This window comes from Marinobacter flavimaris, from assembly GCF_002933295.1.
GTDB lineage: Bacteria > Pseudomonadota > Gammaproteobacteria > Pseudomonadales > Oleiphilaceae > Marinobacter > Marinobacter flavimaris.
On sequence record NZ_PSSW01000009.1, the window covers coordinates 1 to 20,782 of the forward strand.

Sequence of the window (20,782 nt, forward strand, 5' to 3'; positions counted from 1 at the left end):
GCGATTCCGGAAAAACGCCCGAAATCGGTCACGATAAAACGGAATGAGCGGTCACGATCGCCCGGAACAGGCGGTCACGTTCAAACGGAATGGGTGGTCACGATGGGCCGGAATATGCAGGTGCGGCACCAGGTGGCCAGACTCTTCTCTAATTCCGCCTTTTTCAAAGCCAAACTCTCCGCTGGAGGTCACGATGATCAATGTCTTACCTGAGAGCAAAGGCTGCAGCGGGAAGTCCCCTCGTTCGAGATCGAAATCAAACGTTTTGCCAATGCGAACGATCTGATCGAACCAGGCTTTTAGCTGGGCCGGCATACCGTAGTTGTACATAGGTGATGAGATCACAATAACGTCGGCTGATGAGACCTCGGCGATAAGTGTATCGGAGAGTGCCAGTGTCTCCTGCTGCGCCGGGGTCCTATTTTCCTCAGGGGTAAACACCGCCGCAATCCAATCCTGGGTGATGAAAGCGGGTGGGTTCACGCCGACATCACGATAGATATATTCATCCTCAGGCCGCTTCTGTTTCCAGGTATCAATGAATCGACGGGCGACATTTTTCGAGATGGAATCGTGATCCGGGTTCGGGTTTGTCGCGGCTCTGACGCTTGAATCAATGTGTAATAGTGTGCTCATGTTCATTTCCTTGGCTGATTAATGACAGGAGCCAGTTTGTGGCGCTGGATGGACTTGAACAAACGGAAAAATTACACTTGCAGATGAATTAAACTCATCCAAACGTTCATGAACTCGTGATTGACCTGGAGATTCACATTGCAGGTGTCATTACAGGCGCTGAAAGCCTTTGAATCGGCTGCCCGCCGGGGTAGCTTCAAGTTGGCGGCAGAGGAACTTTCGCTGACGCCGACAGCCATCTCACACCACATTGGCAACCTGGAAAGCCGATTGAATGTGAGCCTGTTTCATCGGCAGGGAAGACGGATATCCTTGACGGGAACGGGTATCCGATTAGCCAAAGCGACCTCGGAAGGGTTTCGCAAAATCGACAGCGCTTTGGAAGAAGTGGTGAAGGCAGGCAATACGGTCAGGGTGACGACGACATCATCATTGGCAGCGATGGTGCTGATCCCTTCCCAGCACGAGTTCGAACAAGCCAACCCCGAGATTTCTGTGGAAATATCGACCGGCGAGTCGGTCGACAGCCAATCCTACATCATTCCCATTCGATTCGGGGATGTCTCAGTTGCTGAGCATTCTGATGTCCTTCGATTTGAGTCATTCAATGTATTTGGTGCCTATGGAATGACGCCTCCCTCCTGGGAAAATGCCCCTTTAACCCTTTTTACCACGGAGTGGAAAAACAAAGCGTTACCGGCCCCTCCCCTCACCGATTGGTTAGAAAAAAATGGACTGCAGGGGGCAAATATCCAACTCAAAACGTTTGATCAGGAGCTTTTCGGGATCCAACAGGCTATGGCAGGCAACGGGCTGGTGTTCTGCTCTACAACGCTCGTCGAAAGGCTGTTGAAGGCCAACGTTCTGCAGCACTTCGACACGCAATCGGTAACATCAGATTTGTGCTATTACGTTCCAGGTAGGGATAGCTTCGAGACGAGGAGTGCGGCCAAATTCCTGAATTGGATCGAAGATATCCTGAACCAGTAATACATGCAGTCACTTTTATTTTTCATGGACATCAGCCCAATAAAAACCGGAGAACGCCAATGACCGCCTACGTGATCGGCAACATCACCGTAAAAGACCCCGACAAATGGGCAGAATACCGCAGCCTTGTTCCGGACACGCTGGTTCCCTGGGGTGCGGAACTGGTACTTCGGGGTACACAGGCAAAGGTGCTCAGCGGGCAATACCGGCACACCGATACGGTGGTTATCCGCTTTCCCAATGCGGATTCCGTCGTCGATTGGCACGACTCTCCTGCCTATCAGGCATTGGTGCCGTTGCGTACCCAGGCAGCGGATGTGGATCTGGTGACGTTCGAGGCCGACCAATAACTACTGCCACCGCTGGCAGCCTGGCGCCTATACTGGACAGCAAAACCAACAGAGAAGCGCCATGGAAAACAATTCAACAAGCCTGAGCATGACCGTTCTGATGACGCCGGACAAAGCCAATTTCTCCGGCAATGTGCACGGCGGCACCCTGCTGAAGTACCTGGATGAGGTTGCCTATGCCTGCGCCAGCCGCTACGCGGGGACTTATGTTGTTACCCTCTCCGTCGACCAGGTGATGTTCCTCCAGCCCATCCAGATTGGCGAGCTGGTCACCTTTCTGGCCAGCGTGAACTATACCGGCCGTACCTCCATGGAGATCGGCATCAAGGTGGTTACCGAGAACATCCGCGACAAGTTGGTTCGCCATAGCAACAGTTGCTTCTTTACCATGGTGGCGGTTGATGACAACGGCAAAGCCGTTGCCGTGCCACAGCTGGTTCCGAGCACCGATGATCAGATACGGCGATTTGCCAACGGTAAGGAGCGCCGGGCCATTCGTGCCGAACTGGAGGAACGCTACATGGCACTGCATAAAAAATGAGTCCGGTGCTCTAAACGTCAAGCGATGGTATGGTTCTGGAACGGATCGATGCCAGTATTGAAGACGAAGGGATCAACAGGAGATGACCCTATGCACCAAACCGGAAGCTGCCTGTGTGGCGGCATCAAGTACGAAATCCATGGCCCCCTCACAGATGTTCTGAACTGCCACTGCACCATGTGCCGAAAGCTGCACGCGTCAGCATTTCGAACCCGCGCCAAGGTAAGGTCAGCGGACTGGCGCACGGTGCAAGGCGAGGAGCTGATCAAGTTCTACGAGTCGTCGCCCGGCGAACACAAGGCCTTTTGTTCCAACTGCGGCTCCAGCCTTTACACGAGATTTGATGCCCAGCCGGATGTGCTTGGGTTTCCGATGGGCACTCTTGATACTGATCCGGGCGTGAAGCCGGAGCGGCACGTTTACGTTGGAAACAAGGCGCCCTGGTTTGAGATTACGGACGACCTGCCCCAATACACAGAAAATCCCTGAATCGAGAACCAACAACCTTCAATTCTTTAAATCAAGGAAGATTATGAAAGTAGCTCCCCTCCCCCTCGTCGTTCTCTGCCTGTTTATGGGCTTCACCTTCTGGGTGATGGCCGGCGCCGAGCAATCGCTCCTGGCCTTCGGCGCCCAGTTGATGTCGAGCCCCGATACCGCACAGGTTGTTATTGATCTCTACATTCTCGCGGTATTGGCTTGCATCTGGATGTACCAGGATGCCAAACGTCGAGGCAAAGGATTGGGTTACCTGGTTCCGTTTTTCGTTCTGACAGCAGTGTTTGTCTCCGCAGGGCCCTTGCTGTATCTGGTTCTTCGAGGTGGGCCCGAGACTGAAACCGGTAGGCTTTAACTCTTCACATCAGCCAAATCAGCGTCGGCCATCTTTGAGCACCCGAGCTACAATGCTAACGTTGAGTGGTTTCAGTCAACCAGACTTCGGAGGGCCCCATGGCAGGCGGATGGTCTCGTGATGGTGCGGTTCAGGAACAGATCGACGCAAGCGTTGGGGATGAAATCCAGCGCGCACGCAGCCAGTTGGCCAAAGGCGAGAGTGCCCAGGAATGCGATGAGTGCGGAGCACCAATTCCAGAGGCCCGGCGCAAGGCCATTCCCGGTGTTCGTTTGTGCATTGACTGCCAGTCGGCCCATGAAAAGGAGCACAGCCAGCCTGGCGGCATCAATCGCAGGGGCAGCAAGGACAGCCAGCTGCGATAGAGACGGCCCACAAAGTAGCCTGGGCGGCGGTTAAAGAGGAATATCACAAGGAGGGCGACAGGTGGGTCAAAGGCAAATCCCGAGAATGAGTCGCCATAGCACCCCCTCCCGGAATAGCGTTTGAATATGGACATTTCAATCGAACCGGGGCGGGCTGATCATCTTGATGGCATTCACGCTCTGGTCCTCGAATGGGGTTACACAGCCAGCAGGCTCCGAACGAAAGCATGGTTCGAGGCAATCACTGACTCTCCTAGCCATCAGATTTTCGTCGCCCTTTCCGGGGGTTCGGTAGTTGGATGGATAGCAGTGGAAAAGCGCCTGTTCCTCAGCGAGCTGTTTGTCGCGGAAATTACAGGCCTGGTTGTAGGCTCCCGCGCACGGAGGGCTGGTATCGGCCAGCTATTGGTCCAGTCTGCTGAAGACTGGTCCAGCTCTATGGGACTCCCGCGGGTGGTGGTACGCTCTAATGTAACGCACCTTGAGTCTCATGGCTTTTATCCGGCGGTTGGTTATACGCAATCCAAAACAACGCATGTCTACACCAAAGACCTCAAGCAGCCCGGATCGGAGCCCTGAACGCCCCGGCCTGAAAAACGGCGCTCTCCCAGCAAAGGAAACTGCATGAAAATCTATGGCGATACCCAATCCGGGAACTGCTACAAGGTTCAGCTCATCTGCCAACTGCTGAACATCGACCATCAGTGGATTGATGTCGACATTCTGGCAGGCGACACAAAATCCGATGATTTTTTGAAAAAGAACGCGAATGGCAAGATTCCTCTGCTGGAGCTAAATAGTGGCGAGACGCTGTCAGAGTCCAACGCCATCATCAACTACCTCGCGTTCGGCTCTGATCTGTACCCGAATGACCGCCTCGCTCAGGCCCGCGTTCTGCAATGGCAGTTCTTCGAACAATACAGCCATGAGCCGTTTATCGCCGTTGCGCGCTTTATAAACAAATACCTGGGACTGCCGGCAGACAAAGCCGACGAGTATGCCGCCAAGCAAACCGGCGGGCACAAGGCCTTGCATGTGATGGAGCAACAGCTGGCACAAACGCCATTCCTGGCGGGTGAGAAGGTCACTACTGCAGATATCTCACTCTATGCATACACCCACGTCGCGGATGAGGGTGGTTTTGAGCTGGAAGCCTACCCTGCGATTCGCGCATGGCTGGATCGGGTTGCGGCATTACCGAATTTCAGGCCTATGGTTTAGGAGTCCTTTGTAATTTCCTACCAATCCCCGTATGAAACCCAAAGAGTTCGAACAGGGTCAAGACAATGAGTCTGGGAACAAATTTCGAATTGATGGCCGCCTACAATCAGTGGATGAATGAAAAGATCTATGGAGCGGCAAGGGGCCTTGAACAAACCGAGTTGGCCAAGGATCGTGGCGCGTTCTTCGGCTCCATTCTCGGAACGCTCAACCACATTGTTGTTGGCGACACCATTTGGCTAAAACGGTTCGCCATGCACCCAACGTTTAGCATTGCCCTGAAGGAAGTCGTAGATCTGCCCTCACCCAACAAACTGAACGATATCCTGTTTGAGGACTTCGCCGCACTGTCGGAGCGGAGGGCCTGGCTCGACAACCATATTATCTGTTGGGTTGGCACGTTGTCGGATGACGACCTGAACGTGGTTCTCCGTTATCAGAACACAAAAGGGGTTCCAGCGAACCGTCGGTTCTCCAGTCTTCTTCAACACTTTTTCAATCACCAGACCCATCACCGCGGGCAGGTTTCTACGTTGCTCTCACAGGCCGGGGTGGATATCGGGGTGACGGATCTACTGGCTCTGATTCCAGACGAGGGTTTGAAATAACCCTAAGCGAATCTCGAAACCTCATTGAATACGGCATTTCATCGATCATAAGGAAAAACCTGTGCCTGAACTGAAGACAGTCGGTCTTTTTCTCGTCACCGCGCTGGCTGAAATCGTTGGCTGCTACCTACCCTATCTCTGGCTTCGCGAGGGAAAGAGCATCTGGCTTCTGGTACCCGGGGCCCTGAGCCTGGCGGCATTTGCCTGGTTACTTTCCCTGCATCCTACTGCCGCCGGCCGGGTTTATGCGGCCTACGGCGGTGTGTATATCTTTATGGCCATTCTCTGGCTTTGGGCTATTGATGGTATCCGGCCAACCGTTTGGGATCTGGTGGGATCCGGCGTAGCACTGCTCGGCATGGCGATCATCATGTTTGCGCCTAGAGGCGCATAAATCTGCATCGCGTACCCGATAATCACCACAGATCTGCTTAAGCCGTGACCTCCTCTCGACGCGCTGACGTACAGTAATCATATGATCGACGTTCCACTTACCAAAACGAAGACGCTAGCGCCTCCTTACACTATGCAACGCTTTTCATATTGGCTTTTCGCACTGCTGCTCCTGGTCACCCCGCCAAGCCACTCAGAGACGGCCGACTGGCAAACAGAGGTGTCCAGAGAGGCTGCAAACCTTGAGCGCCTTCACTCCTTGATTGTTGTCCATGAGGGCCAGGAAGTTCTGGCATTGGATTTGAAAAGTGCCGGGCTCGACACGCCAACCAACATCAAATCTCTCTCAAAGACAGTACTCGCCGCGCTGGTGGGTATCGGCATCGAAAAAGGTGTGTTCGAGGGAACCAATCAACCGGTTATTGAAACGCTCGGTGACCGCATACCCGCCTCCGCAACCGAGGGCGTAGACCGGATAACTCTGGGGCACCTGCTGTCTTTGCAGGCCGGGTTGCAGCGGACATCTGGCCGTTACTATGGCCCCTGGGTGAACAGCGATAACTGGGTGCACCATGTGCTCACCCGGCCGTTCGTGGATGAGCCGGGCGGTCGCATGCTCTACTCCACCGGCAGCAGCCACCTGCTCTCGGCGGCGCTCACCGAAAGCGCCGGGCGCAGCACGCTCGACCTGGCGCGGGAATGGTTGGGCGAGCCACTGAATATAACCATTCCTGCCTGGGGCCGGGACCCCCAGGGGATCTATTTTGGTGGCAATAATATGGCTCTTTCGCCAAGGGACCTGGCAAAAATCGGCGAGCTTTATCGCAATGAAGGCCGCCTTGGTGATCGGCGCCTGTTTCCGGAAAACTGGGTGCGGGAGTCCTGGATTGAACGCGGAAGGTCCGCCTACACAGATGATCCCTATGGCTATGGCTGGTTACAGCAGCCGCTCGCCGGCGAAATGGGGTATTACGGGCGTGGGTACGGAGGCCAGGTACTGTATGTGATGCCCGCTCGCAAACTGACCGTGGTGATGACCTCTGACCCTACCCCTCCCTCGCCGGGTTCAGCCTTTTTGCGCCGCCAGTTCCAGTTAATTGAGGAGCACATAATTCCTGCCGTGGAAAACTGAAGCGGCCGTCACGCATAAGTTTCCTCAACTATACTCACTGGTGGCGAACACCAAGGAGGAAACGAAATGAACAGGATCGCAATTACACTGTTTTCAGCTCTGTTGATCGCGCCAGTAGCAGCGATTGCAGAGAGCATGAAGTCTGAGGCGCCGGCCAACGCTGGCGTGTATTTCGTGCAACCAACTGACGGCGCAACCGTAAACGAAACCTTCAAAGTCGTCTTTGGTCTGCGGAACATGGGCGTAGCACCTGCTGGCGTGGAAAAAGCAGGCACCGGACACCACCACCTGCTGATCGATACCGACGTACCGTCCGATCTGAGCAAATCCCTCCCGGCAACGGATCAAATCAGACACTTTGGTGGCGGGCAAACCGAAACCGAGATCACGCTATCACCGGGTAAACACACGCTGCAGCTTTTGGTCGGTGATCACATGCATGTGCCGCACAACCCGCCAGTGGTTTCCGAGAAGATCACAGTAATGGTGGAGTAACGTTCTACCCTGAACGGAATGGCCAGTGCAGAGTTGCATTTCAGTCAATCCCCTGGGCGTTCGATCATGGTACTGTGAGCGCAAATAATCCGAACGAATCCAGGGGATAGCTGATGCGAAAGAACATTCTGATTACCGGTGCCAGCACCGGTCTCGGGGAAGGCATGGCTCGCGAATGGGCGGCCAAAGGCTGTAATCTGGCGCTCTGTGCGCGCCGGGCAGACAAGCTGGAAGCTCTCCAGCGGGAATTGCAGCAGGCTCATCCGGATATCCGGGTACTCGTCCGAGGCCTTGATGTCTGCGATTACGATCAGGTGTTCGAAGTGTTCCGGGGCTTCCGGGATGAGCTCGGTAGTCTTGATCGGGTGGTGGTTAATGCAGGTATTGGCAGCTCACAGCCCATCGGCCGTGGGCATTTCGCTGCCAACCGCCACACCGCCGAGACCAACTTCATCGCTGCTATTGCCCAGAGTGAGGCAGCCATGGAGATCTTCCGCGAGCAGAACAGCGGTCACCTGGTGTTAATGTCGTCTGTCAGTGGTGTTCGCGGCTTCCGTGGTCCACTGAACGTATACGCTGCCACCAAGGCCGCCGTAGCCTCTTTGGCGGAAGGCCTGCAACTGGATACCAGGGGCAAGCCCATTAACGTCAGCAACATCATGCCGGGCTACATTCTCACCGATATTAACCGCGATACGAAAAATGCCCCCTTCCGGGTGGATCTGGAAACCGGTGTAAAGGCCCTGGTGAAAGCCATCGAATCGGAGAAGCGCCGGGCCTACGTGCCCTGGTGGCCATGGACGCCGCTGAGCTACGTGATCAAATCCCTTCCCTTTGGATTATTTGCCAGAGCAATGTAAGCAGCTTGGAATCTTCAGAATGAACAAATCCTTTGCCCTGGCAGCGTTGATTGCTGTTCTGCTGGGGTTCCTTGGCTTTCAATACTACATCACCTCCGTGCCGGATCTGGCAGAGCCCATTACCGTGGAGGAAACCCGATTCATCGAGCAGGACCAATCCCTCCTGTTAACGCTACGGGGTGGCGAGGGCCGCCAGTTTTCCGTAGGCCTGCGCGGAGACATCGCCAACGATCCGGAACAAACCGCCTTGTTCTTTATCAGCAATCCGGATCTGGTGCCCTATGTGTACTGGCCGGGTCTTCGGAGCAACGACGAGAAACGGGTACTGGAGCTGCTGGAAGATATGGTTGAGAAACAAAAGCAGGAGGAAGCGGTCAGGAAGATTTATGAGGTGCTGAAGAACCGGAACTGAAGCCACCGGATTCTGGGCGGGCTGGAAAAATGGCTGGGAAAGCGGGTCCAAGAACTCCCCCAGCCAGCGCCACGGTTGTGGCGACTTTCTAGCGCACTTTTGAAAGGAACTTCTGGGTGAGCGGGTTTTGCGGATCGGTAATCACCTGGCGTGCTTCACCGATCTCTGCGATCACACCCTCGTGGAAGTAAGCCACCCGGTCAGAGACATCCCGTGCGAACCCCATTTCGTGGGTCACACAGATCATGGTCATCCCCTCTTCTGCCAGCAGGCGCAGGGTATCCAGAACCTCGCCGACCAGCTCCGGGTCGAGCGCGGAGGTCACCTCGTCAAGCAGCATGTAGTCAGGCTTCATGGCCAGCGCACGGGCAATCGCCAGGCGTTGCTGCTGGCCGCCGGACATTTTGGTGGGATAGACGTCAAACTTGTCACCCAGGCCGACGTGCTCCAACTCTTTCTTGGCGATTTCAATTGCCTCTTCCTTGCTCATTTTCTTGACGATTCTGGGCGCCAGTGCGGCGTTCTCCAGTACAGTCATATGAGGAAAGGAATTCCATTGCTGAAAGACCATGCCCAGTTTCTGGCGCAGCTTGTCCTTGTTGGTCTCTTTGGCATGGACATCCACATCATCAACGAGGATCTTGCCCTTGTTGATGGGCTCAATGGCATTGATGCAATACAGGAGAGTCGACTTGCCACTGCCGGAGCCCCCGATAACGCTCACGACCTCGCCTTTCTTTACATCCAGGCTGACGCCTTTCAGTACTTCAAGATCGCCGAAGGATTTATGGACATTCTGTACGCTGATCATATTGCCATTTTCCTCTCAACATACCGGCCGTAGTGGGACAGCGGGTACGAAATAATGAAGTAAAAGATACCAACACCGATCAGAATCTCGAGCGGTTGCTGGGTTCTTGAAATCAGTTGCTCCGACGTGCGCAGCAATTCCATGTAACCGATGACCGAGACCAGGGCCGAGTCCTTGATGACACTGAGTGCAACACCCAGCCACGAGGGGAACACAGCACGCAAACCAATCGGCAACCGAATGTGGTAGATGGTTTGCCATTTGGTCATGCCCAGTGAGCGCGCTGCCGTCTGCATTGAGGGACTGACACTCTCAAAGCCACTGCGGAAAACCTCGCTCATGAAGGCCATGGTATACAGCGAGAGCACAATGGAGCCCGCAACAAACGGCGCCAGTGGATTCCCCATCGCACCGACAAAGGTGGAGAACAGAATAAGCTGGATGATCAGGGGAACACTTCTCAGCACGTCGAGCACGCTACCGAAAAGGACGTTGACGGCCTTGTTGCTCTCGGCACGGAGAAAGCCGACGATCAATCCCAGAATAGTGCCCACCACGATGGCGACAACGGAGATGATGATGGTATTCCAGACACCGGTCAGGATCAGACCGCTATCGCTCCAGGACAGGGGTGTGAATAAAGAATTCATCAGATTTCCCCCTTGAAGAGTCTACGCGCAAGCAGTGATGATCCGAACAACACGAGTTTGGTGATGACGAAGTACATCACTGCCGCCACAATGAAGAATTCCAGCGTTCTGAACGACAGTGACTGCAGACGCTGAGTCGTGCCAGAAAGCTCGCTCATACCCACCAGAATGCCCAGAGAGCTCATCAGGATGGACCAGACAAACTGGTTGGTCATCGGGTGGTAGATGCGTCTCAGCATCTGCGGAAGGATGATGTATCGATACGTCTGGATACTGGTCATGCCCAGCGACTTGGAAGCGCTGTACTGGGTGCTCGGAATCGACTGGAAACCACCCCGGAACGTCTCCGTCAGGTAGCCCGCGTTGATAAAGACCAGTGCGCTCAGTACCGCCACGTAGGGGCTGAGGTGGATACCAAATGCTCCAAGGCCAAAATAGGCCATGTAGATCTGGAACAGGGCCGGCGTATTCCGGGCAATCTCAACCCAGACCGTCGCAACCTGGCTGAAGAACTTCGTGTTGTTCATTTTGGCGATCGCCAACAGTATTGCGATCACAACGCCCAGAAGCATCGCCAGAACGGATACGTGCAGGGTAACGAAGGCACCGTTCAGCAGCTGGGGCATGTTCTGGAACACTACGTTCCAGTGAAATTCGTAGTCCATACCTTGGCCATTTTATGAATGGTAGGAAACTCGACCAGAGCCCGGTAAGAAGGGCCTTGATCAGAATTTTAGGTCAGGACACCCGAGGGTGAGTGCCCGACCCGGGAACCAATGCAATGACGGCCGCCTGTTTGGCGGCCGTCGGTTCGGCGCTTACTTGTTGTCCCGGAGGGACTTGATCAGATCGGCCGGCGCATCGGTACCGAAGTGCTTGTTGTAAGCTTCGTTCATGTTGCCGTCGCGAATCTGGCGTACCAGGAACAGGTTCAGGTAGTTGATCCAGGCAACCTCATCACGCTTGGCGATGATGCCCACAACGTCGTCGTAGTTGGGAACGTAGGGGCCCGCTTCAAAGTCTGCGAACTCTTCGCTACGCAGTTTGGTCGCAATGTTGGTGTTGGTAGAGATGATTGCGTCGACCTTGCCCTGGTAAAGACCCAGGTACGCATCGTTCTCGGATTTGAAGGAGGTGTAGTTGTCCTTGCCCCAGCCCTGCTGCTCGGCATACGCGAGGTATTCGGTTTCGTAGGTGGTGCCGAGTGCCGCACCGACTTTCAGGTTCTTCAGGTCGTCGAAGGATTCAATGTTCTTGTCCTCGTTGGCGATAACCTGGAATTTGAACACGAAGTACGGGTAGGTGAAGCCAACGGTCTTGGCGCGCTCCAGTGTATCGGAGGTAGAGCCGATAACCACATCAGTCTTGCCGGACACCAGGGAGGGAATCCGCTCGCCCCAGGTCAGGTTGAGAACATTGACGTCTACGCCGAGCGCCTCGCCCAGGTCGTTACAGTAATCGACGTCGAAGCCTGCAGGCTCGTTGTTCTCGTCAAAATATCCCATTGGTGGGAAATCCAGAACCACGCCACAGTTCAGAGTGCCACGTTGAATCACGGTGTCCAGCTGATCGGCTGTCGCGCTTACGGAGGTTACCGCAGCACAAGCGAATACAAGCGGTGCTAGTTTGCGAATCATAGTTATTCTCTCTTTTTCTTTCGTGGGCGAAAAGTGTGTGTCCGTTATGCCTACACAACACGAGTTATGTGCAAAAAGCATACGTAAAAATACTACCGTAGATTATTTAGTGAAAATTTTTGAAATTTGCCATTTGGTAGGCAATTTTCCTTAATTTCCTCAATATAACCGGATTTTTTGAGCCTGCAACTCGTGATAGCGGCCAAAAAACGAACAAACAGTCATTTTTCATGTTCTTAGGTCTATGATTTAACTGATGTTTACACCTCCTTAATCAAAAAGACGAATTTATTACTATAGCAGGCCATTTTAACGGTCTCTGAGCAACACAGCGGGGTTTAACCGCATTGCCCTGAGCGTGGGCAGTAATCCACCCAGCAGCGCCAGCGAACTGACACCTCCGGCAACCAGCGTCCCAATCCACCATAAATCGCCGGCCGGCAGCTTCAAGGCGAGGTCAGCCACAGGTAAAGCAATTAGCGCACCAAGCGCCGTCGCGAAAACCGTTGCCAGGAAGGTCAGCAAACCGGTTTCCAGCAGCATGGATTGGCGGATCGCTCCGTGACGGGCGCCAAGGCAGTGCAACAGGTTGGCCTCGTAAAGCTGCCGCCTGCGGCTGACACTGACCACGCTGGAAAGCACAAGCAGGCTGGCGAGAAGACTGACCGATGCCACAGCCGCCAGGCCCGCGGCTGCCTTGTTCAGCAGATCGCCTGCGGTTTCCAGCCAGTCAGCGGTGCGCATCGTGATTACATTGGGGATGGTCTGTGCCAGCCATTGCTGGGATTCCCTGGCCGCCTCATCGCTTTGGTAGACCGCACCAACGTAAAGGCTGATCAAGTCGTCCAGTGCGCCTTGCTGCAATATGCCCTCGAACCAGAATCGGGTCTGCAGCCCTTTTTGCCGGTAAATTGCACGGATTTCGACGTCGATGCTCTTATCCTGTGCAGTAAAGGTGAGCTGGTCGCCCACCCCCAGTCCAAGCTGGTAGGCCTCCCGATCCTCCATGGCCATGTACGCAGGCTCCCCCTCGGGGGCCGGCGATTCCCACCAGCTGCCTTCCACCAGTTCCAGTGCTTCGGGGTTTCCCGAGAGATAACTCAGTTTGTATTCATCTCCCATGGCTTCTCGCCGAGCTTCGGCATTATCAGCGAGAACTTCCGCAATCGGCTTCTGGTTAATAGTGTCCAGACGGGAACGGACCATCGGAAGTAACTCGACGCGGCTGGAAGCATCCAACGCTTCCAGGCCGTTTTGCAGCGGTTCCATCTGGTCCGGGAACACTTCATAGAGGATTAGCGCCGGCGACTGTTCCGGTATGGTGGTTTCAAGCGCCCTCAGGAGCGTGGTAACCATCAACGTGCAGGCCACCACAAGCGTCAGCGCGGTACCCAGTGACAGCAGGATTGCCCGGAGCGGCGAATCCGGCCGGTGCAGATTGGCCAGGGCCAACCGCCGGGCAAACCTGCGGTCGGCAAAACCGCCGTTTTCCATAGCCTTGGCACCGCGGCGTAACCCCTTGATCAAACCTTCCAGGAGGCCCCAGAGCAGCGTAACCGCCAGCAGGAACAGAAAGCCCAGATGAGGCGATGGGAGCCAGAACAGGGTAGCGCCGATGTAGACAGCCAGCAGTAGATAGCTGGCAATCCGCCAGCTTCGAGGCTCGCTGGGAGCCGCCTCGACCTGCCCCCGGAAAAGCCCGGCCGGCGCAGCAGCGAGGGCTCGAGCGAGTGCCGGCAGTGCGAACACGTAAGCAGTCAGAACAGCGAACAGCCAGCTCAGCAGCAAGGGAACCAACCACAAGGACAACCAGCCGCCAGCCCCATCGGGCCCCGCCAGAGCAAAGGCATCGCCCGCCAGGTTGATCGCCAGGGCGGAAAGCCCCAGCCCGATACCACCGCCAACTAGCCCCGCAAGGCTGCCCAATACACCAATCTGCAGGAGGTATATGCCAACAAGCGGTTTGCGACGCAGGCCAAGTGTTTGCAGGGTGGCAATTATGCCCAGCTTTTCATCGAGGTAGGCGTGGATGCTGTTGGCAACTCCGAGGCCACCGATGAACAATGTAGTGAAAGCGATAAGGATGAGTGCTGTGGCAATCTGGTCCAGACGCTCGGAAATCCGTTCGCTGCGCTCGGCAAACGTAGTGATTTCCCATCGCGCATCCGGGAATGCCTGCTCGAATTCCTCAAGCCAGGTGTCGAGATTCTGTTCGGTTTGTACCCGGTATTCGTAATCCACGCGGCTACCCGGGCGAATCAATCCGGTTGCCTCCACGGCCTGCTCGGAAATCATGATCGGCAGACCTCGCCAATTGGCGTTCAGGCTCCGATCCGGTTGCTTCTCGATAAGGCCGCTGATTCGAAAGGTGGCGGCGCCAATCTCAATCTGGTCACCAATTGACTGGCCCAGGCGTTCTGCCAGCAAAGGATCGATAATAGCGCCCCACTGCCCTTCCTTCTGGCCTGTAAGCGCCCCCAGAGGCTCATCCGGCATTAGCTCCAGCTCGCCGTAGAGGGGATAGAGAGCATCCGGAACCAGCATCTCCGCCCGGAAGAAGCCGTCGCCGCCGCTTCCGCTGACGATGGTATCGAATTCCCGAACCAGTGAAATTTTGCCGGTAGCCCGAATCCATTCGAGCGCATCATCGGGCAGCGGCTCGCTGGTATCCAGCTCCACATCGCCACCGAGCAGAGCGCGGGTATCCGCCAGCAAGCTTTGCTCGATCACCCGGTAGAGGCTGGCTGTCGCAGCCACAAGGGTAACGCCGAGAATCAGGCAGGCCAGGAAAATCTTCAACGCAGAGATACGTGACCGCAGATCGGTGATCGCGAATCGGAGCATCCAGAGCGGGTTTGTGGAGCGTTCAGGAGGCATAGAGACGCCCACCGTCCATCCGGACCCTGTGCTGACAACGCTCGGCAACGCGCTCGTCATGGGTCACCAGTACCAGCGTGGATTTGCTGTCCTTGTGCAAGTCGAACAGCAGGGAGAGCACTTTCTCACCGGTTTCATGGTCCAGATTGCCTGTGGGCTCATCTCCCAACAACAGGCTTGGCTGGTGAACCAGTGCCCGAGCGATCGCAACCCGTTGCTGCTCGCCGCCAGAGAGCTGCCCCGGGTAGTGCTGCAGCCGATGGCTGAGACCAACGGCCTCCAACATGGCGAGAGCTCGTTCCCGCGGCCGGGCCTCGCCGGCAATCTCAAGCGGCAGACTCACGTTTCCCAGGGCTGTGAGGCCAGGCAGCAGGTGAAAGGACTGGAAAATAATGCCAAGGTGCTCACTTCGCCAGTCGGCCAGAGCATTGGCGTCCATGTCGCCCAGACGTTGATCGCCGACCAGAATTTCTCCACTGGTCGGTCGCTGCAGGCCGGAGAGCAACAAAAGCAGGGACGTTTTCCCGCTGCCAGAGGGGCCTGTGATTGCCAGTGTTTCTCCCGGGGGCACCATGAGGGAGGCATTATTGAGTACGGCGACCTTGCCGGACTCTGTGGGGTACTCGAGAAAAATGTCGGTCATTTCAACACTGGTGGACACTGGCGCTCCTCTGGTTTGATGAATTTCCTGCTCTGTTGCGTACTGGTAAATGATCGGCATCCGCATAAAGTTTAGAGTACGAACCCTTTTTAAGAGTGGCGCACTCACGTTTTTTGGCGCCTCCACGGAAAAACAGGAGTCCTGACCATGACCGGACCGCTCGATGGCATCCGCATTATCGATCTGACAGCCATGATTTCCGGGCCTCTCGCGACCATGATACTGGCGGATCAGGGTGCCGAGGTTATCAAGATCGAGAATCCGGCGGGTGGCGACTTTACGCGCTCCGCGGCCAATCGGCAGGGCGATATGTCGGCGCTGTACCTCAACAACAACTGCAACAAGAAATCAGTGGCGCTGAACCTGAAAGAAAAGGCGGGACGCGACGCGCTGCTTCGACTGGTAGCGTCGGCCGATGTCTTTGTGCAGAACTTCCGGCCGGGCGTCATTGAGCGGATGGGGCTCGGCGAAGAGCAGCTGCGCAAAGTGGCCCCGGATCTCGTGATGGTATCAATCAGTGGCTTCGGTGATACCGGCCCCTATTCCCAGCGACCGGTATACGACCCGCTGATTCAGGGTCTCTCCGGATTGGCCACCGTGCAGGCGGGCGCCGATGAACTGCGTCCGCAATTGGTGAGGACCATTTTGCCCGACAAGCTCACCGGTGTAACCGCAGCTCAGGCGATTACCGCGGCCCTGTTTGCCCGGGAACGCACCGGGGAAAGCCAGCATGTCCGGCTGTCCATGCTGGACGCGATCATCGCGTTTCTCTGGAGCTCCGACATGGGCAGCCAGACCTTTGTTCACAGTGAGGTGCCACAGCAGGAGGCTGCGAGCCTTCAGGATCTCATCTATGAGACCACAACCGGCTACATCACCATTGCGGTTCAGAGCGATCGTGAGTGGCAGGCCCTTATTCGAGCCGTGGACCGCCCGGAGTGGGCGGAGGATCCAAGGTTCCTGACTGCCCGGCTGCGCCAGGAGAATATTGATGCGAGGCTGGAGCTGATCCAGTCGGTTATCAAAACCGATACGGCCGAACACTGGCTGGCAAGGCTTGAAGCCGAACAAGTGCCCTGTGCCCCGGTGTTGACCCGCACTCAGGTGCTCGACCATCCCCAGGTGCTGGCCAACGATCTGCTCTCACACTACGACCACCCCCAGGCTGGCCGACTGCGCCAGGCCAGGGCCCCATCGCGATTCTCGGCCGCACCGGAGCAGCACTGGCAGGGAGCTCCGCGCCTCGGCGAGCAAACCGGCGAACTGCTGGCAGAGTGCGGGTATTCCGCCGAAGAAATCCAGTCGATGTGTGATTCTGGCATCGCAGCCGTGCCTGCCAAATAACATTTTGACGTCGCAAATCCACTGCAGCCGGACGATCAAATGCCCGTACCCGTAGTTCACCATCCAGACTACAGCTTCCCATTCCCGGCAAAGCACCGATTTCCCATGGAAAAATTCGGGCTCCTTGCCGATTACGCCCGCTCGAGAGGGCTTCTCACTCAAGCCAATAGCTTTCGCCCTGCCCCATGCCGGCAGGCGTGGCTGACCCGTACCCACTGCCCGGATTACCTCGCCCGTTTCGCCGGCGATCAACTCTCGGCGCGGGAGAAACGGCAGATGAATCTGCCCTGGAGCAAGGGCCTCGTCCGACGCACTTTCCTGGCTCCTTCAGGCACGGTTCTGACAGCGCAGTTGGCCCTTCAGCATGGCATTGCCTGTCACCTGGCCGGTGGTACCCATCATGCCCATTACGATTACGCCGCCGGCTTCTGCATCCTCAACGATCTGGCGATCGCCGCCAATGTGCTGTTGCAACAGGAGGACATTGAACGTGTGCTTATCTTCGATGTGGATGTTCATCAGGGTGACGGTACCGCTGCATTGTTGGCGAACGAGCCGAATGCCTTTACCTGCTCGATTCACTGCGAGCGCAACTACCCGTTCGAGAAAAAGGTGAGCGATCTCGATGTCGCCTTACCGGATGGCCTCGAAGACGGGGCCTATCTTGAAGTTGTCAGCGAAACGCTGAACAAAGCACTTGCGTTATCCCGGCCGGATATCGTGCTCTATGACGCGGGCGTGGATGTATTCAGGAATGATCCCCTGGGCCGGCTGAACATTTCCGAACAGGGAATTTTTGAGCGGGACTTTCAGGTGCTCAGTGAATTGAAACGTCGGGACATTCCAGTAGCGACGGTGATTGGCGGCGGCTACGATGATGACCGGGTGAAACTGGCCAAGCGGCACGGGATTGTTGTGGAAGCCGCCAGCCGGGTGTTTTCAGCCGACTGACCTAGTCTTTATTGCTCAAAGCAGAATTAGTCCTCATCACTGAAGGCAGACCGATGGAACTCAGCTGCCTCCTCGGCCTCCGGCACGCCGATCTCATGAACTTCCGGCACCTCTCCTCCGGCCAGCACTTCGAGCACGGCGTGCACCCCCTTGGACAGCGAACTCAGGCTGTAGCCACCCTCCAGAACCAGCGCTAACCGTCCCTCACAGTGTTTGTCGGCAATCGCCTGAACAATGCCTGTGATTACTTTGAAGCCATCGTAGGTGAGGTTCAGGGCCATGTCGTTTCTGTGCGGATCAAAGCCGGCAGAGACCAGCACCAAATCCGGCTGGAAGTAATCCGCCGCCGGCATCAGGATCTCCCGGAACACTTTCTCAAAGGCAACGTCGCCAGCCGTTTCCGGCAGTGGCACGTTGATGGTGTAGCCCTCCCCCAGCCCATCACCGATCTCTTCCAGGTGACCGGATCCGGGATAGAATGGCGCCGCGCAGTGGGTATCGAAAAACAGGACATCGGGGTCTGCCCAGAAAATGTCCTGGGTACCGTTGCCATGATGGGCATCCCAATCGATGATCAGAATCTTCTCACAGCCGAGTTTGGCCTGGGCATGGGCCGCAGCAATGGCCACATTATTGAGCAGGCAGAATCCCCGTGCCCGAACCGGTTCCGCATGATGGCCGGGCGGGCGGATCAGGGCAAACGCGCTGTTGCACTCCCCTTTCACAACGCTTTCAACGGCGGCAATGGCGTTGCCGGCCGCAGCCGTGGCGGCTTTGATGCTGTCGGGTGACACCGCCGTAGTATCTTTATCAAGCCACGCCCGTTTCCCGTCCAGTGAGAAGATGTGGTCAAGGTAGGAGGTGGTGTGTACCCGTGCCAGCTGATCGTATGTTGCGGCAGCCGCACCCGATTTGAATTGAGTACCTGCCACCGGGTTTTCATCCAGATACTCCTTGATGGCGCTGATCCGCCCAGGGTGCTCCGGATAGCTCCATTTGAAATCCAAGCCCTGAAGAATGGATCGCACCCGCTTTTCCACCCGGCTGGGCATGAACGGAAGATCCACCTCGGGGTTATGCCCGAGCATGATCCCATCGTAAAACACATTCACACTGCGATCGCCGATCATGGCCTGTTTCCTTTTCTTATCCTTGTGATTCCGCCAGCGCCTGCTTAACCACCGAGGTGAATGCCGCCGCGCGAACCCCGGTCGGTTTGAAACCCAGCTTGGTCCAGGCAGCCTTGGCTTCCTTGTTTGAAGCAGAGTATTCGAGGATCAGCTCCGAGGCGTGATGCTCCTCCGCGAAAGTCACAAGATCCCGCAACAGTGCCTTCAGGATACCAAGCCCCCGGAAGTCCGGCTCTACCCAGATATCATCAATAACGCCAGACTTGAATTCTGCCGCTTCCGACTGCTCCCAGATGCCCTGGCTTCTCCAGATATAAACATAACCCATGCCCACGAGCCCGGCGCTTTTGCTTTCAGCCACAACGAGTCGTCTGTTGGGATCGTCCAGCGCGGAGTGCAGGGTTCGCAGAAGCCGTTTGTACTCGCTTTCCTTCAAATCATGGGGAGGCGCACCCGAAACATGCAGCGCCAGTTTGGCGAGGAAGCCCACCATCTCGGGCAGATCCTCTTCCCGGGCCTCTCTGATCACAAATCCACGCTTCGCTTGATTTACCGCCACTTGCAACTCCCGTTCGACCTTCGCCAAAAGCATGCCAGCCCAATCCCGGAATGATCTGCATTTTCGGGGCGTATACATTTGCGCTACTCTCCAAAGCGTAGTCGCTGGTTGATCGAGCTACAAAAGCGGCAACCCCTACACGGTTCTTTGACCCATTCCTGCCCGGGGTAAGTTTCGATGAGAAAACTCCTGTTGATTCTGGGGATTTCGGTGATCGTTGCATTGTTGTCGACGGTCACATCCCGGCCCATGCTGATTGAAGAGCGGCTGATCCAGATTCAGGCGGAAAATACTCTCCGGGAATTCCCTCGGATCGAGAAAGAGCCACTGGAAGTTCAGGCAGCCTTGCTGGATATGGCAGACGACGAACTGCTGCTACTGAAGGCCCGGGCAGCGTATTTGCGATACCCGGCGATGACACGCGAAGTATTTCCCCTATATGGTCCCGAACCGGAATTCCGGGAAATTCTTCGGCTCTATGGCGAAAACATTCTTCCGCCGATTCACTATTTCCTGAGCAAACCTGTTGGCTCTATCGAGCTGATGAACGATCTGGCGAGCAAATATCAGGCGGCTCTTGAGTTCTTTACCGGAGGCGAAGAAACCGATAACAGTACCGGCGGCCAACAAAATACCTCCCGAAAGGAAAAGCTGACTCCGCAAGAGCGCGGGTGGTACGCCGTGCGCTTTATTCAGGAAGAAGGGCACGATTTCCTGGGCCAGTTCGTATTTAACGAGCAGGGCGACGTCATCTGGGTTCGAACCGAACGGGTGCTGGAGAACATCAACCAGTTCTTCGCAAGTGGTATACGCAACCTTGAGATTCAGCACCGCACCGGTGACGACGTGACCGCCTCTGATATTGGCTGGGCGTCGGTGGATGTTCTGGTTTTTGCCAGCGCGTTGAAGGTACTTCGGGTAGGACGGGCTGTCGCTGTTTCATCCAGAGGCGCTGCCAGGGGTACCCGGTCCGCAGCACTGGCCGCTCGCCTCACGACTAGCGGGCGCATGCTGATGACGACCGCCCGCTACGCAAAATGGCCCGCCGTGATTGGCGTGGGGTATCTGGTGGTCACACACCCCGGTATCATCAATGACGTCCTGGCAGAGGTAGCGGAAGTAATGGGCTACCCGGTAAAGCTGGTGCAGTTTCTCGGGTGGATGCTGATACTACTGCCGGTGTTGTACATCGGCAGTTGGGTATTCCGGTTGATTGTGCGCCCTGCCCTCGGGTTGCTCGGAACCCTGATTATTGGCCTGGCACACGTTGGCCGGAAAAAATCACTTAACACACTGGACTGATTCA

Annotated in this window: 27 protein-coding genes; 18 read left to right on the forward strand and 9 right to left on the reverse strand. The window is 56.0% G+C overall.

The window, feature by feature from the left end:
- Positions 1–51: 51 nt before the first annotated feature.
- Entirely contained in the window at positions 52–636 is a 585-nt protein-coding gene (locus MDHKLMBL_RS15375) for an FMN-dependent NADH-azoreductase (protein ID WP_241956256.1), read from the reverse strand.
- A gap of 144 nt (positions 637–780) precedes the next feature.
- Between MDHKLMBL_RS15375 and MDHKLMBL_RS15380 the strand changes: the two genes are divergently transcribed.
- The 15 genes from MDHKLMBL_RS15380 (at position 781) to MDHKLMBL_RS15445 (ending at position 8,856) form a co-directional block, all read left to right on the forward strand.
- A complete protein-coding gene (locus MDHKLMBL_RS15380; protein WP_241956262.1) occupies positions 781–1,626 on the forward strand; it encodes a LysR family transcriptional regulator in 846 nt (281 codons plus the stop codon).
- Positions 1,627–1,685: 59 nt separating this feature from the next.
- Positions 1,686–1,976: a DUF1330 domain-containing protein gene (locus tag MDHKLMBL_RS15385; RefSeq protein ID WP_104271346.1), complete on the forward strand. Its 291-nt coding sequence runs from the start codon at positions 1,686–1,688 to the stop codon at positions 1,974–1,976.
- 61 nt (positions 1,977–2,037) lie between these two features.
- Complete coding sequence (locus MDHKLMBL_RS15390) at positions 2,038–2,517, forward strand: acyl-CoA thioesterase (RefSeq protein ID WP_104271348.1); 480 nt, start codon at positions 2,038–2,040, stop codon at positions 2,515–2,517.
- Positions 2,518–2,607: 90 nt separating this feature from the next.
- Complete coding sequence (locus MDHKLMBL_RS15395) at positions 2,608–3,006, forward strand: GFA family protein (protein WP_104271350.1); 399 nt, start codon at positions 2,608–2,610, stop codon at positions 3,004–3,006.
- 43 nt (positions 3,007–3,049) lie between these two features.
- A complete protein-coding gene (locus tag MDHKLMBL_RS15400) occupies positions 3,050–3,370 on the forward strand; it encodes a DUF2834 domain-containing protein (protein ID WP_104271352.1) in 321 nt (106 codons plus the stop codon).
- A gap of 98 nt (positions 3,371–3,468) precedes the next feature.
- On the forward strand, positions 3,469–3,735 hold the full coding sequence (locus tag MDHKLMBL_RS15405) for a DksA/TraR family C4-type zinc finger protein (RefSeq protein ID WP_104271354.1): 267 nt from the start codon (positions 3,469–3,471) through the stop codon (positions 3,733–3,735).
- Positions 3,732–3,824, forward strand: coding sequence for a ChaB family protein (locus MDHKLMBL_RS20835; protein WP_088559194.1), 93 nt, complete (start codon positions 3,732–3,734; stop codon positions 3,822–3,824). Before MDHKLMBL_RS15405 ends, MDHKLMBL_RS20835 begins: the two co-directional genes overlap by 4 nt.
- Positions 3,825–3,861: 37 nt before the next feature.
- Complete coding sequence (locus MDHKLMBL_RS15410; protein ID WP_104271356.1) at positions 3,862–4,314, forward strand: GNAT family N-acetyltransferase; 453 nt, start codon at positions 3,862–3,864, stop codon at positions 4,312–4,314.
- A 45-nt stretch (positions 4,315–4,359) separates the two neighbouring features.
- Positions 4,360–4,956 (forward strand): glutathione S-transferase family protein, encoded by a 597-nt coding sequence (locus MDHKLMBL_RS15415; RefSeq protein ID WP_104271358.1) that lies wholly within the window; start codon positions 4,360–4,362, stop codon positions 4,954–4,956.
- 65 nt (positions 4,957–5,021) lie between these two features.
- Entirely contained in the window at positions 5,022–5,564 is a 543-nt protein-coding gene (locus tag MDHKLMBL_RS15420; RefSeq protein ID WP_092031745.1) for a DinB family protein, read from the forward strand.
- 61 nt (positions 5,565–5,625) lie between these two features.
- Positions 5,626–5,958, forward strand: coding sequence for a YnfA family protein (locus MDHKLMBL_RS15425; RefSeq protein ID WP_092031749.1), 333 nt, complete (start codon positions 5,626–5,628; stop codon positions 5,956–5,958).
- Between the two features lie 219 nt (positions 5,959–6,177).
- Positions 6,178–7,089 (forward strand): serine hydrolase domain-containing protein, encoded by a 912-nt coding sequence (locus MDHKLMBL_RS15430; protein WP_241956257.1) that lies wholly within the window; start codon positions 6,178–6,180, stop codon positions 7,087–7,089.
- A 75-nt stretch (positions 7,090–7,164) separates the two neighbouring features.
- On the forward strand, positions 7,165–7,584 hold the full coding sequence (locus MDHKLMBL_RS15435) for a DUF4399 domain-containing protein (RefSeq protein ID WP_405420962.1): 420 nt from the start codon (positions 7,165–7,167) through the stop codon (positions 7,582–7,584).
- Between the two features lie 113 nt (positions 7,585–7,697).
- Positions 7,698–8,444 carry an SDR family oxidoreductase gene (locus MDHKLMBL_RS15440; protein WP_104271362.1) on the forward strand — a complete coding sequence of 249 codons (747 nt, stop codon included), beginning with the start codon at positions 7,698–7,700 and terminating at the stop codon, positions 8,442–8,444.
- Between the two features lie 19 nt (positions 8,445–8,463).
- Positions 8,464–8,856, forward strand: a complete 393-nt coding sequence (locus MDHKLMBL_RS15445) for a hypothetical protein (protein WP_014576842.1) — start codon at positions 8,464–8,466, stop codon at positions 8,854–8,856.
- A gap of 88 nt (positions 8,857–8,944) precedes the next feature.
- Here MDHKLMBL_RS15445 and MDHKLMBL_RS15450 read toward each other — a convergent pair whose 3' ends face one another.
- From MDHKLMBL_RS15450 to MDHKLMBL_RS15475, 6 genes are all read right to left on the reverse strand, one after another.
- Complete coding sequence (locus tag MDHKLMBL_RS15450; RefSeq protein WP_014576841.1) at positions 8,945–9,667, reverse strand: amino acid ABC transporter ATP-binding protein; 723 nt, start codon at positions 9,665–9,667, stop codon at positions 8,945–8,947.
- On the reverse strand, positions 9,664–10,317 hold the full coding sequence (locus MDHKLMBL_RS15455; RefSeq protein ID WP_008169529.1) for an amino acid ABC transporter permease: 654 nt from the start codon (positions 10,315–10,317) through the stop codon (positions 9,664–9,666). Before MDHKLMBL_RS15455 ends, MDHKLMBL_RS15450 begins: the two co-directional genes overlap by 4 nt.
- Entirely contained in the window at positions 10,317–10,982 is a 666-nt protein-coding gene (locus MDHKLMBL_RS15460; protein WP_008169533.1) for an amino acid ABC transporter permease, read from the reverse strand. The genes MDHKLMBL_RS15455 and MDHKLMBL_RS15460 overlap by 1 nt, the downstream gene beginning before the upstream one ends.
- 153 nt (positions 10,983–11,135) lie before the next feature.
- Complete coding sequence (locus tag MDHKLMBL_RS15465) at positions 11,136–11,954, reverse strand: transporter substrate-binding domain-containing protein (protein WP_008169535.1); 819 nt, start codon at positions 11,952–11,954, stop codon at positions 11,136–11,138.
- 309 nt (positions 11,955–12,263) lie between these two features.
- The gene (locus MDHKLMBL_RS15470) at positions 12,264–14,831 is read right to left on the reverse strand and encodes an ABC transporter permease (protein ID WP_104271364.1); all 2,568 of its coding nucleotides are present in this window, start codon (positions 14,829–14,831) and stop codon (positions 12,264–12,266) included.
- Positions 14,821–15,474 (reverse strand): ABC transporter ATP-binding protein, encoded by a 654-nt coding sequence (locus tag MDHKLMBL_RS15475; protein WP_199185526.1) that lies wholly within the window; start codon positions 15,472–15,474, stop codon positions 14,821–14,823. Before MDHKLMBL_RS15475 ends, MDHKLMBL_RS15470 begins: the two co-directional genes overlap by 11 nt.
- 165 nt (positions 15,475–15,639) lie before the next feature.
- On the opposite strand from MDHKLMBL_RS15475, the gene MDHKLMBL_RS15480 reads away from it, so the two are divergent.
- Together MDHKLMBL_RS15480 and MDHKLMBL_RS15485 are read left to right on the forward strand one after the other, a co-directional pair.
- Positions 15,640–16,836: a CaiB/BaiF CoA transferase family protein gene (locus MDHKLMBL_RS15480; protein WP_104271368.1), complete on the forward strand. Its 1,197-nt coding sequence runs from the start codon at positions 15,640–15,642 to the stop codon at positions 16,834–16,836.
- 39 nt (positions 16,837–16,875) lie between these two features.
- The gene (locus tag MDHKLMBL_RS15485) at positions 16,876–17,787 is read left to right on the forward strand and encodes a histone deacetylase family protein (protein ID WP_104271370.1); all 912 of its coding nucleotides are present in this window, start codon (positions 16,876–16,878) and stop codon (positions 17,785–17,787) included.
- Positions 17,788–17,813: 26 nt separating this feature from the next.
- Here MDHKLMBL_RS15485 and MDHKLMBL_RS15490 read toward each other — a convergent pair whose 3' ends face one another.
- Complete coding sequence (locus tag MDHKLMBL_RS15490) at positions 17,814–18,917, reverse strand: histone deacetylase family protein (protein ID WP_104271372.1); 1,104 nt, start codon at positions 18,915–18,917, stop codon at positions 17,814–17,816.
- A gap of 16 nt (positions 18,918–18,933) precedes the next feature.
- Complete coding sequence (locus MDHKLMBL_RS15495; RefSeq protein ID WP_041646175.1) at positions 18,934–19,476, reverse strand: GNAT family N-acetyltransferase; 543 nt, start codon at positions 19,474–19,476, stop codon at positions 18,934–18,936.
- Positions 19,477–19,653: 177 nt separating this feature from the next.
- Here MDHKLMBL_RS15495 and MDHKLMBL_RS15500 point away from each other — a divergent pair, with 177 nt between their 5' ends.
- Positions 19,654–20,778: a hypothetical protein gene (locus tag MDHKLMBL_RS15500; RefSeq protein WP_104271374.1), complete on the forward strand. Its 1,125-nt coding sequence runs from the start codon at positions 19,654–19,656 to the stop codon at positions 20,776–20,778.
- Positions 20,779–20,782: the final 4 nt, after the last annotated feature.

Excerpts from the sequence above, each read along its gene's own strand:
- MDHKLMBL_RS15470 (WP_104271364.1), bottom strand. The coding sequence starts at position 14,831 with ATGCCTCCTGAACGCTCCACAAACCCGCTCTGGATGCTCCGATTCGCG.
- MDHKLMBL_RS15390 (WP_104271348.1), top strand. The coding sequence starts at position 2,038 with ATGGAAAACAATTCAACAAGCCTGAGCATGACCGTTCTGATGACGCCG.
- MDHKLMBL_RS15480 (WP_104271368.1), top strand. The coding sequence starts at position 15,640 with ATGACCGGACCGCTCGATGGCATCCGCATTATCGATCTGACAGCCATG.
- MDHKLMBL_RS15485 (WP_104271370.1), top strand. The coding sequence starts at position 16,876 with ATGCCCGTACCCGTAGTTCACCATCCAGACTACAGCTTCCCATTCCCG.
- MDHKLMBL_RS15400 (WP_104271352.1), top strand. The coding sequence starts at position 3,050 with ATGAAAGTAGCTCCCCTCCCCCTCGTCGTTCTCTGCCTGTTTATGGGC.
- MDHKLMBL_RS15395 (WP_104271350.1), top strand. The coding sequence starts at position 2,608 with ATGCACCAAACCGGAAGCTGCCTGTGTGGCGGCATCAAGTACGAAATC.
- MDHKLMBL_RS15490 (WP_104271372.1), bottom strand. The coding sequence starts at position 18,917 with ATGATCGGCGATCGCAGTGTGAATGTGTTTTACGATGGGATCATGCTC.
- MDHKLMBL_RS15420 (WP_092031745.1), top strand. The coding sequence starts at position 5,022 with ATGAGTCTGGGAACAAATTTCGAATTGATGGCCGCCTACAATCAGTGG.
- MDHKLMBL_RS15475 (WP_199185526.1), bottom strand. The coding sequence starts at position 15,474 with ATGACCGACATTTTTCTCGAGTACCCCACAGAGTCCGGCAAGGTCGCC.
- MDHKLMBL_RS15500 (WP_104271374.1), top strand. The coding sequence starts at position 19,654 with ATGAGAAAACTCCTGTTGATTCTGGGGATTTCGGTGATCGTTGCATTG.
- MDHKLMBL_RS15455 (WP_008169529.1), bottom strand. The coding sequence starts at position 10,317 with ATGAATTCTTTATTCACACCCCTGTCCTGGAGCGATAGCGGTCTGATC.
- MDHKLMBL_RS15405 (WP_104271354.1), top strand. The coding sequence starts at position 3,469 with ATGGCAGGCGGATGGTCTCGTGATGGTGCGGTTCAGGAACAGATCGAC.
- MDHKLMBL_RS15440 (WP_104271362.1), top strand. The coding sequence starts at position 7,698 with ATGCGAAAGAACATTCTGATTACCGGTGCCAGCACCGGTCTCGGGGAA.
- MDHKLMBL_RS15375 (WP_241956256.1), bottom strand. The coding sequence starts at position 636 with ATGAGCACACTATTACACATTGATTCAAGCGTCAGAGCCGCGACAAAC.
- MDHKLMBL_RS15450 (WP_014576841.1), bottom strand. The coding sequence starts at position 9,667 with ATGATCAGCGTACAGAATGTCCATAAATCCTTCGGCGATCTTGAAGTA.
- MDHKLMBL_RS15460 (WP_008169533.1), bottom strand. The coding sequence starts at position 10,982 with ATGGACTACGAATTTCACTGGAACGTAGTGTTCCAGAACATGCCCCAG.
- MDHKLMBL_RS15465 (WP_008169535.1), bottom strand. The coding sequence starts at position 11,954 with ATGATTCGCAAACTAGCACCGCTTGTATTCGCTTGTGCTGCGGTAACC.
- MDHKLMBL_RS15410 (WP_104271356.1), top strand. The coding sequence starts at position 3,862 with ATGGACATTTCAATCGAACCGGGGCGGGCTGATCATCTTGATGGCATT.
- MDHKLMBL_RS15445 (WP_014576842.1), top strand. The coding sequence starts at position 8,464 with ATGAACAAATCCTTTGCCCTGGCAGCGTTGATTGCTGTTCTGCTGGGG.
- MDHKLMBL_RS15415 (WP_104271358.1), top strand. The coding sequence starts at position 4,360 with ATGAAAATCTATGGCGATACCCAATCCGGGAACTGCTACAAGGTTCAG.
- MDHKLMBL_RS15385 (WP_104271346.1), top strand. The coding sequence starts at position 1,686 with ATGACCGCCTACGTGATCGGCAACATCACCGTAAAAGACCCCGACAAA.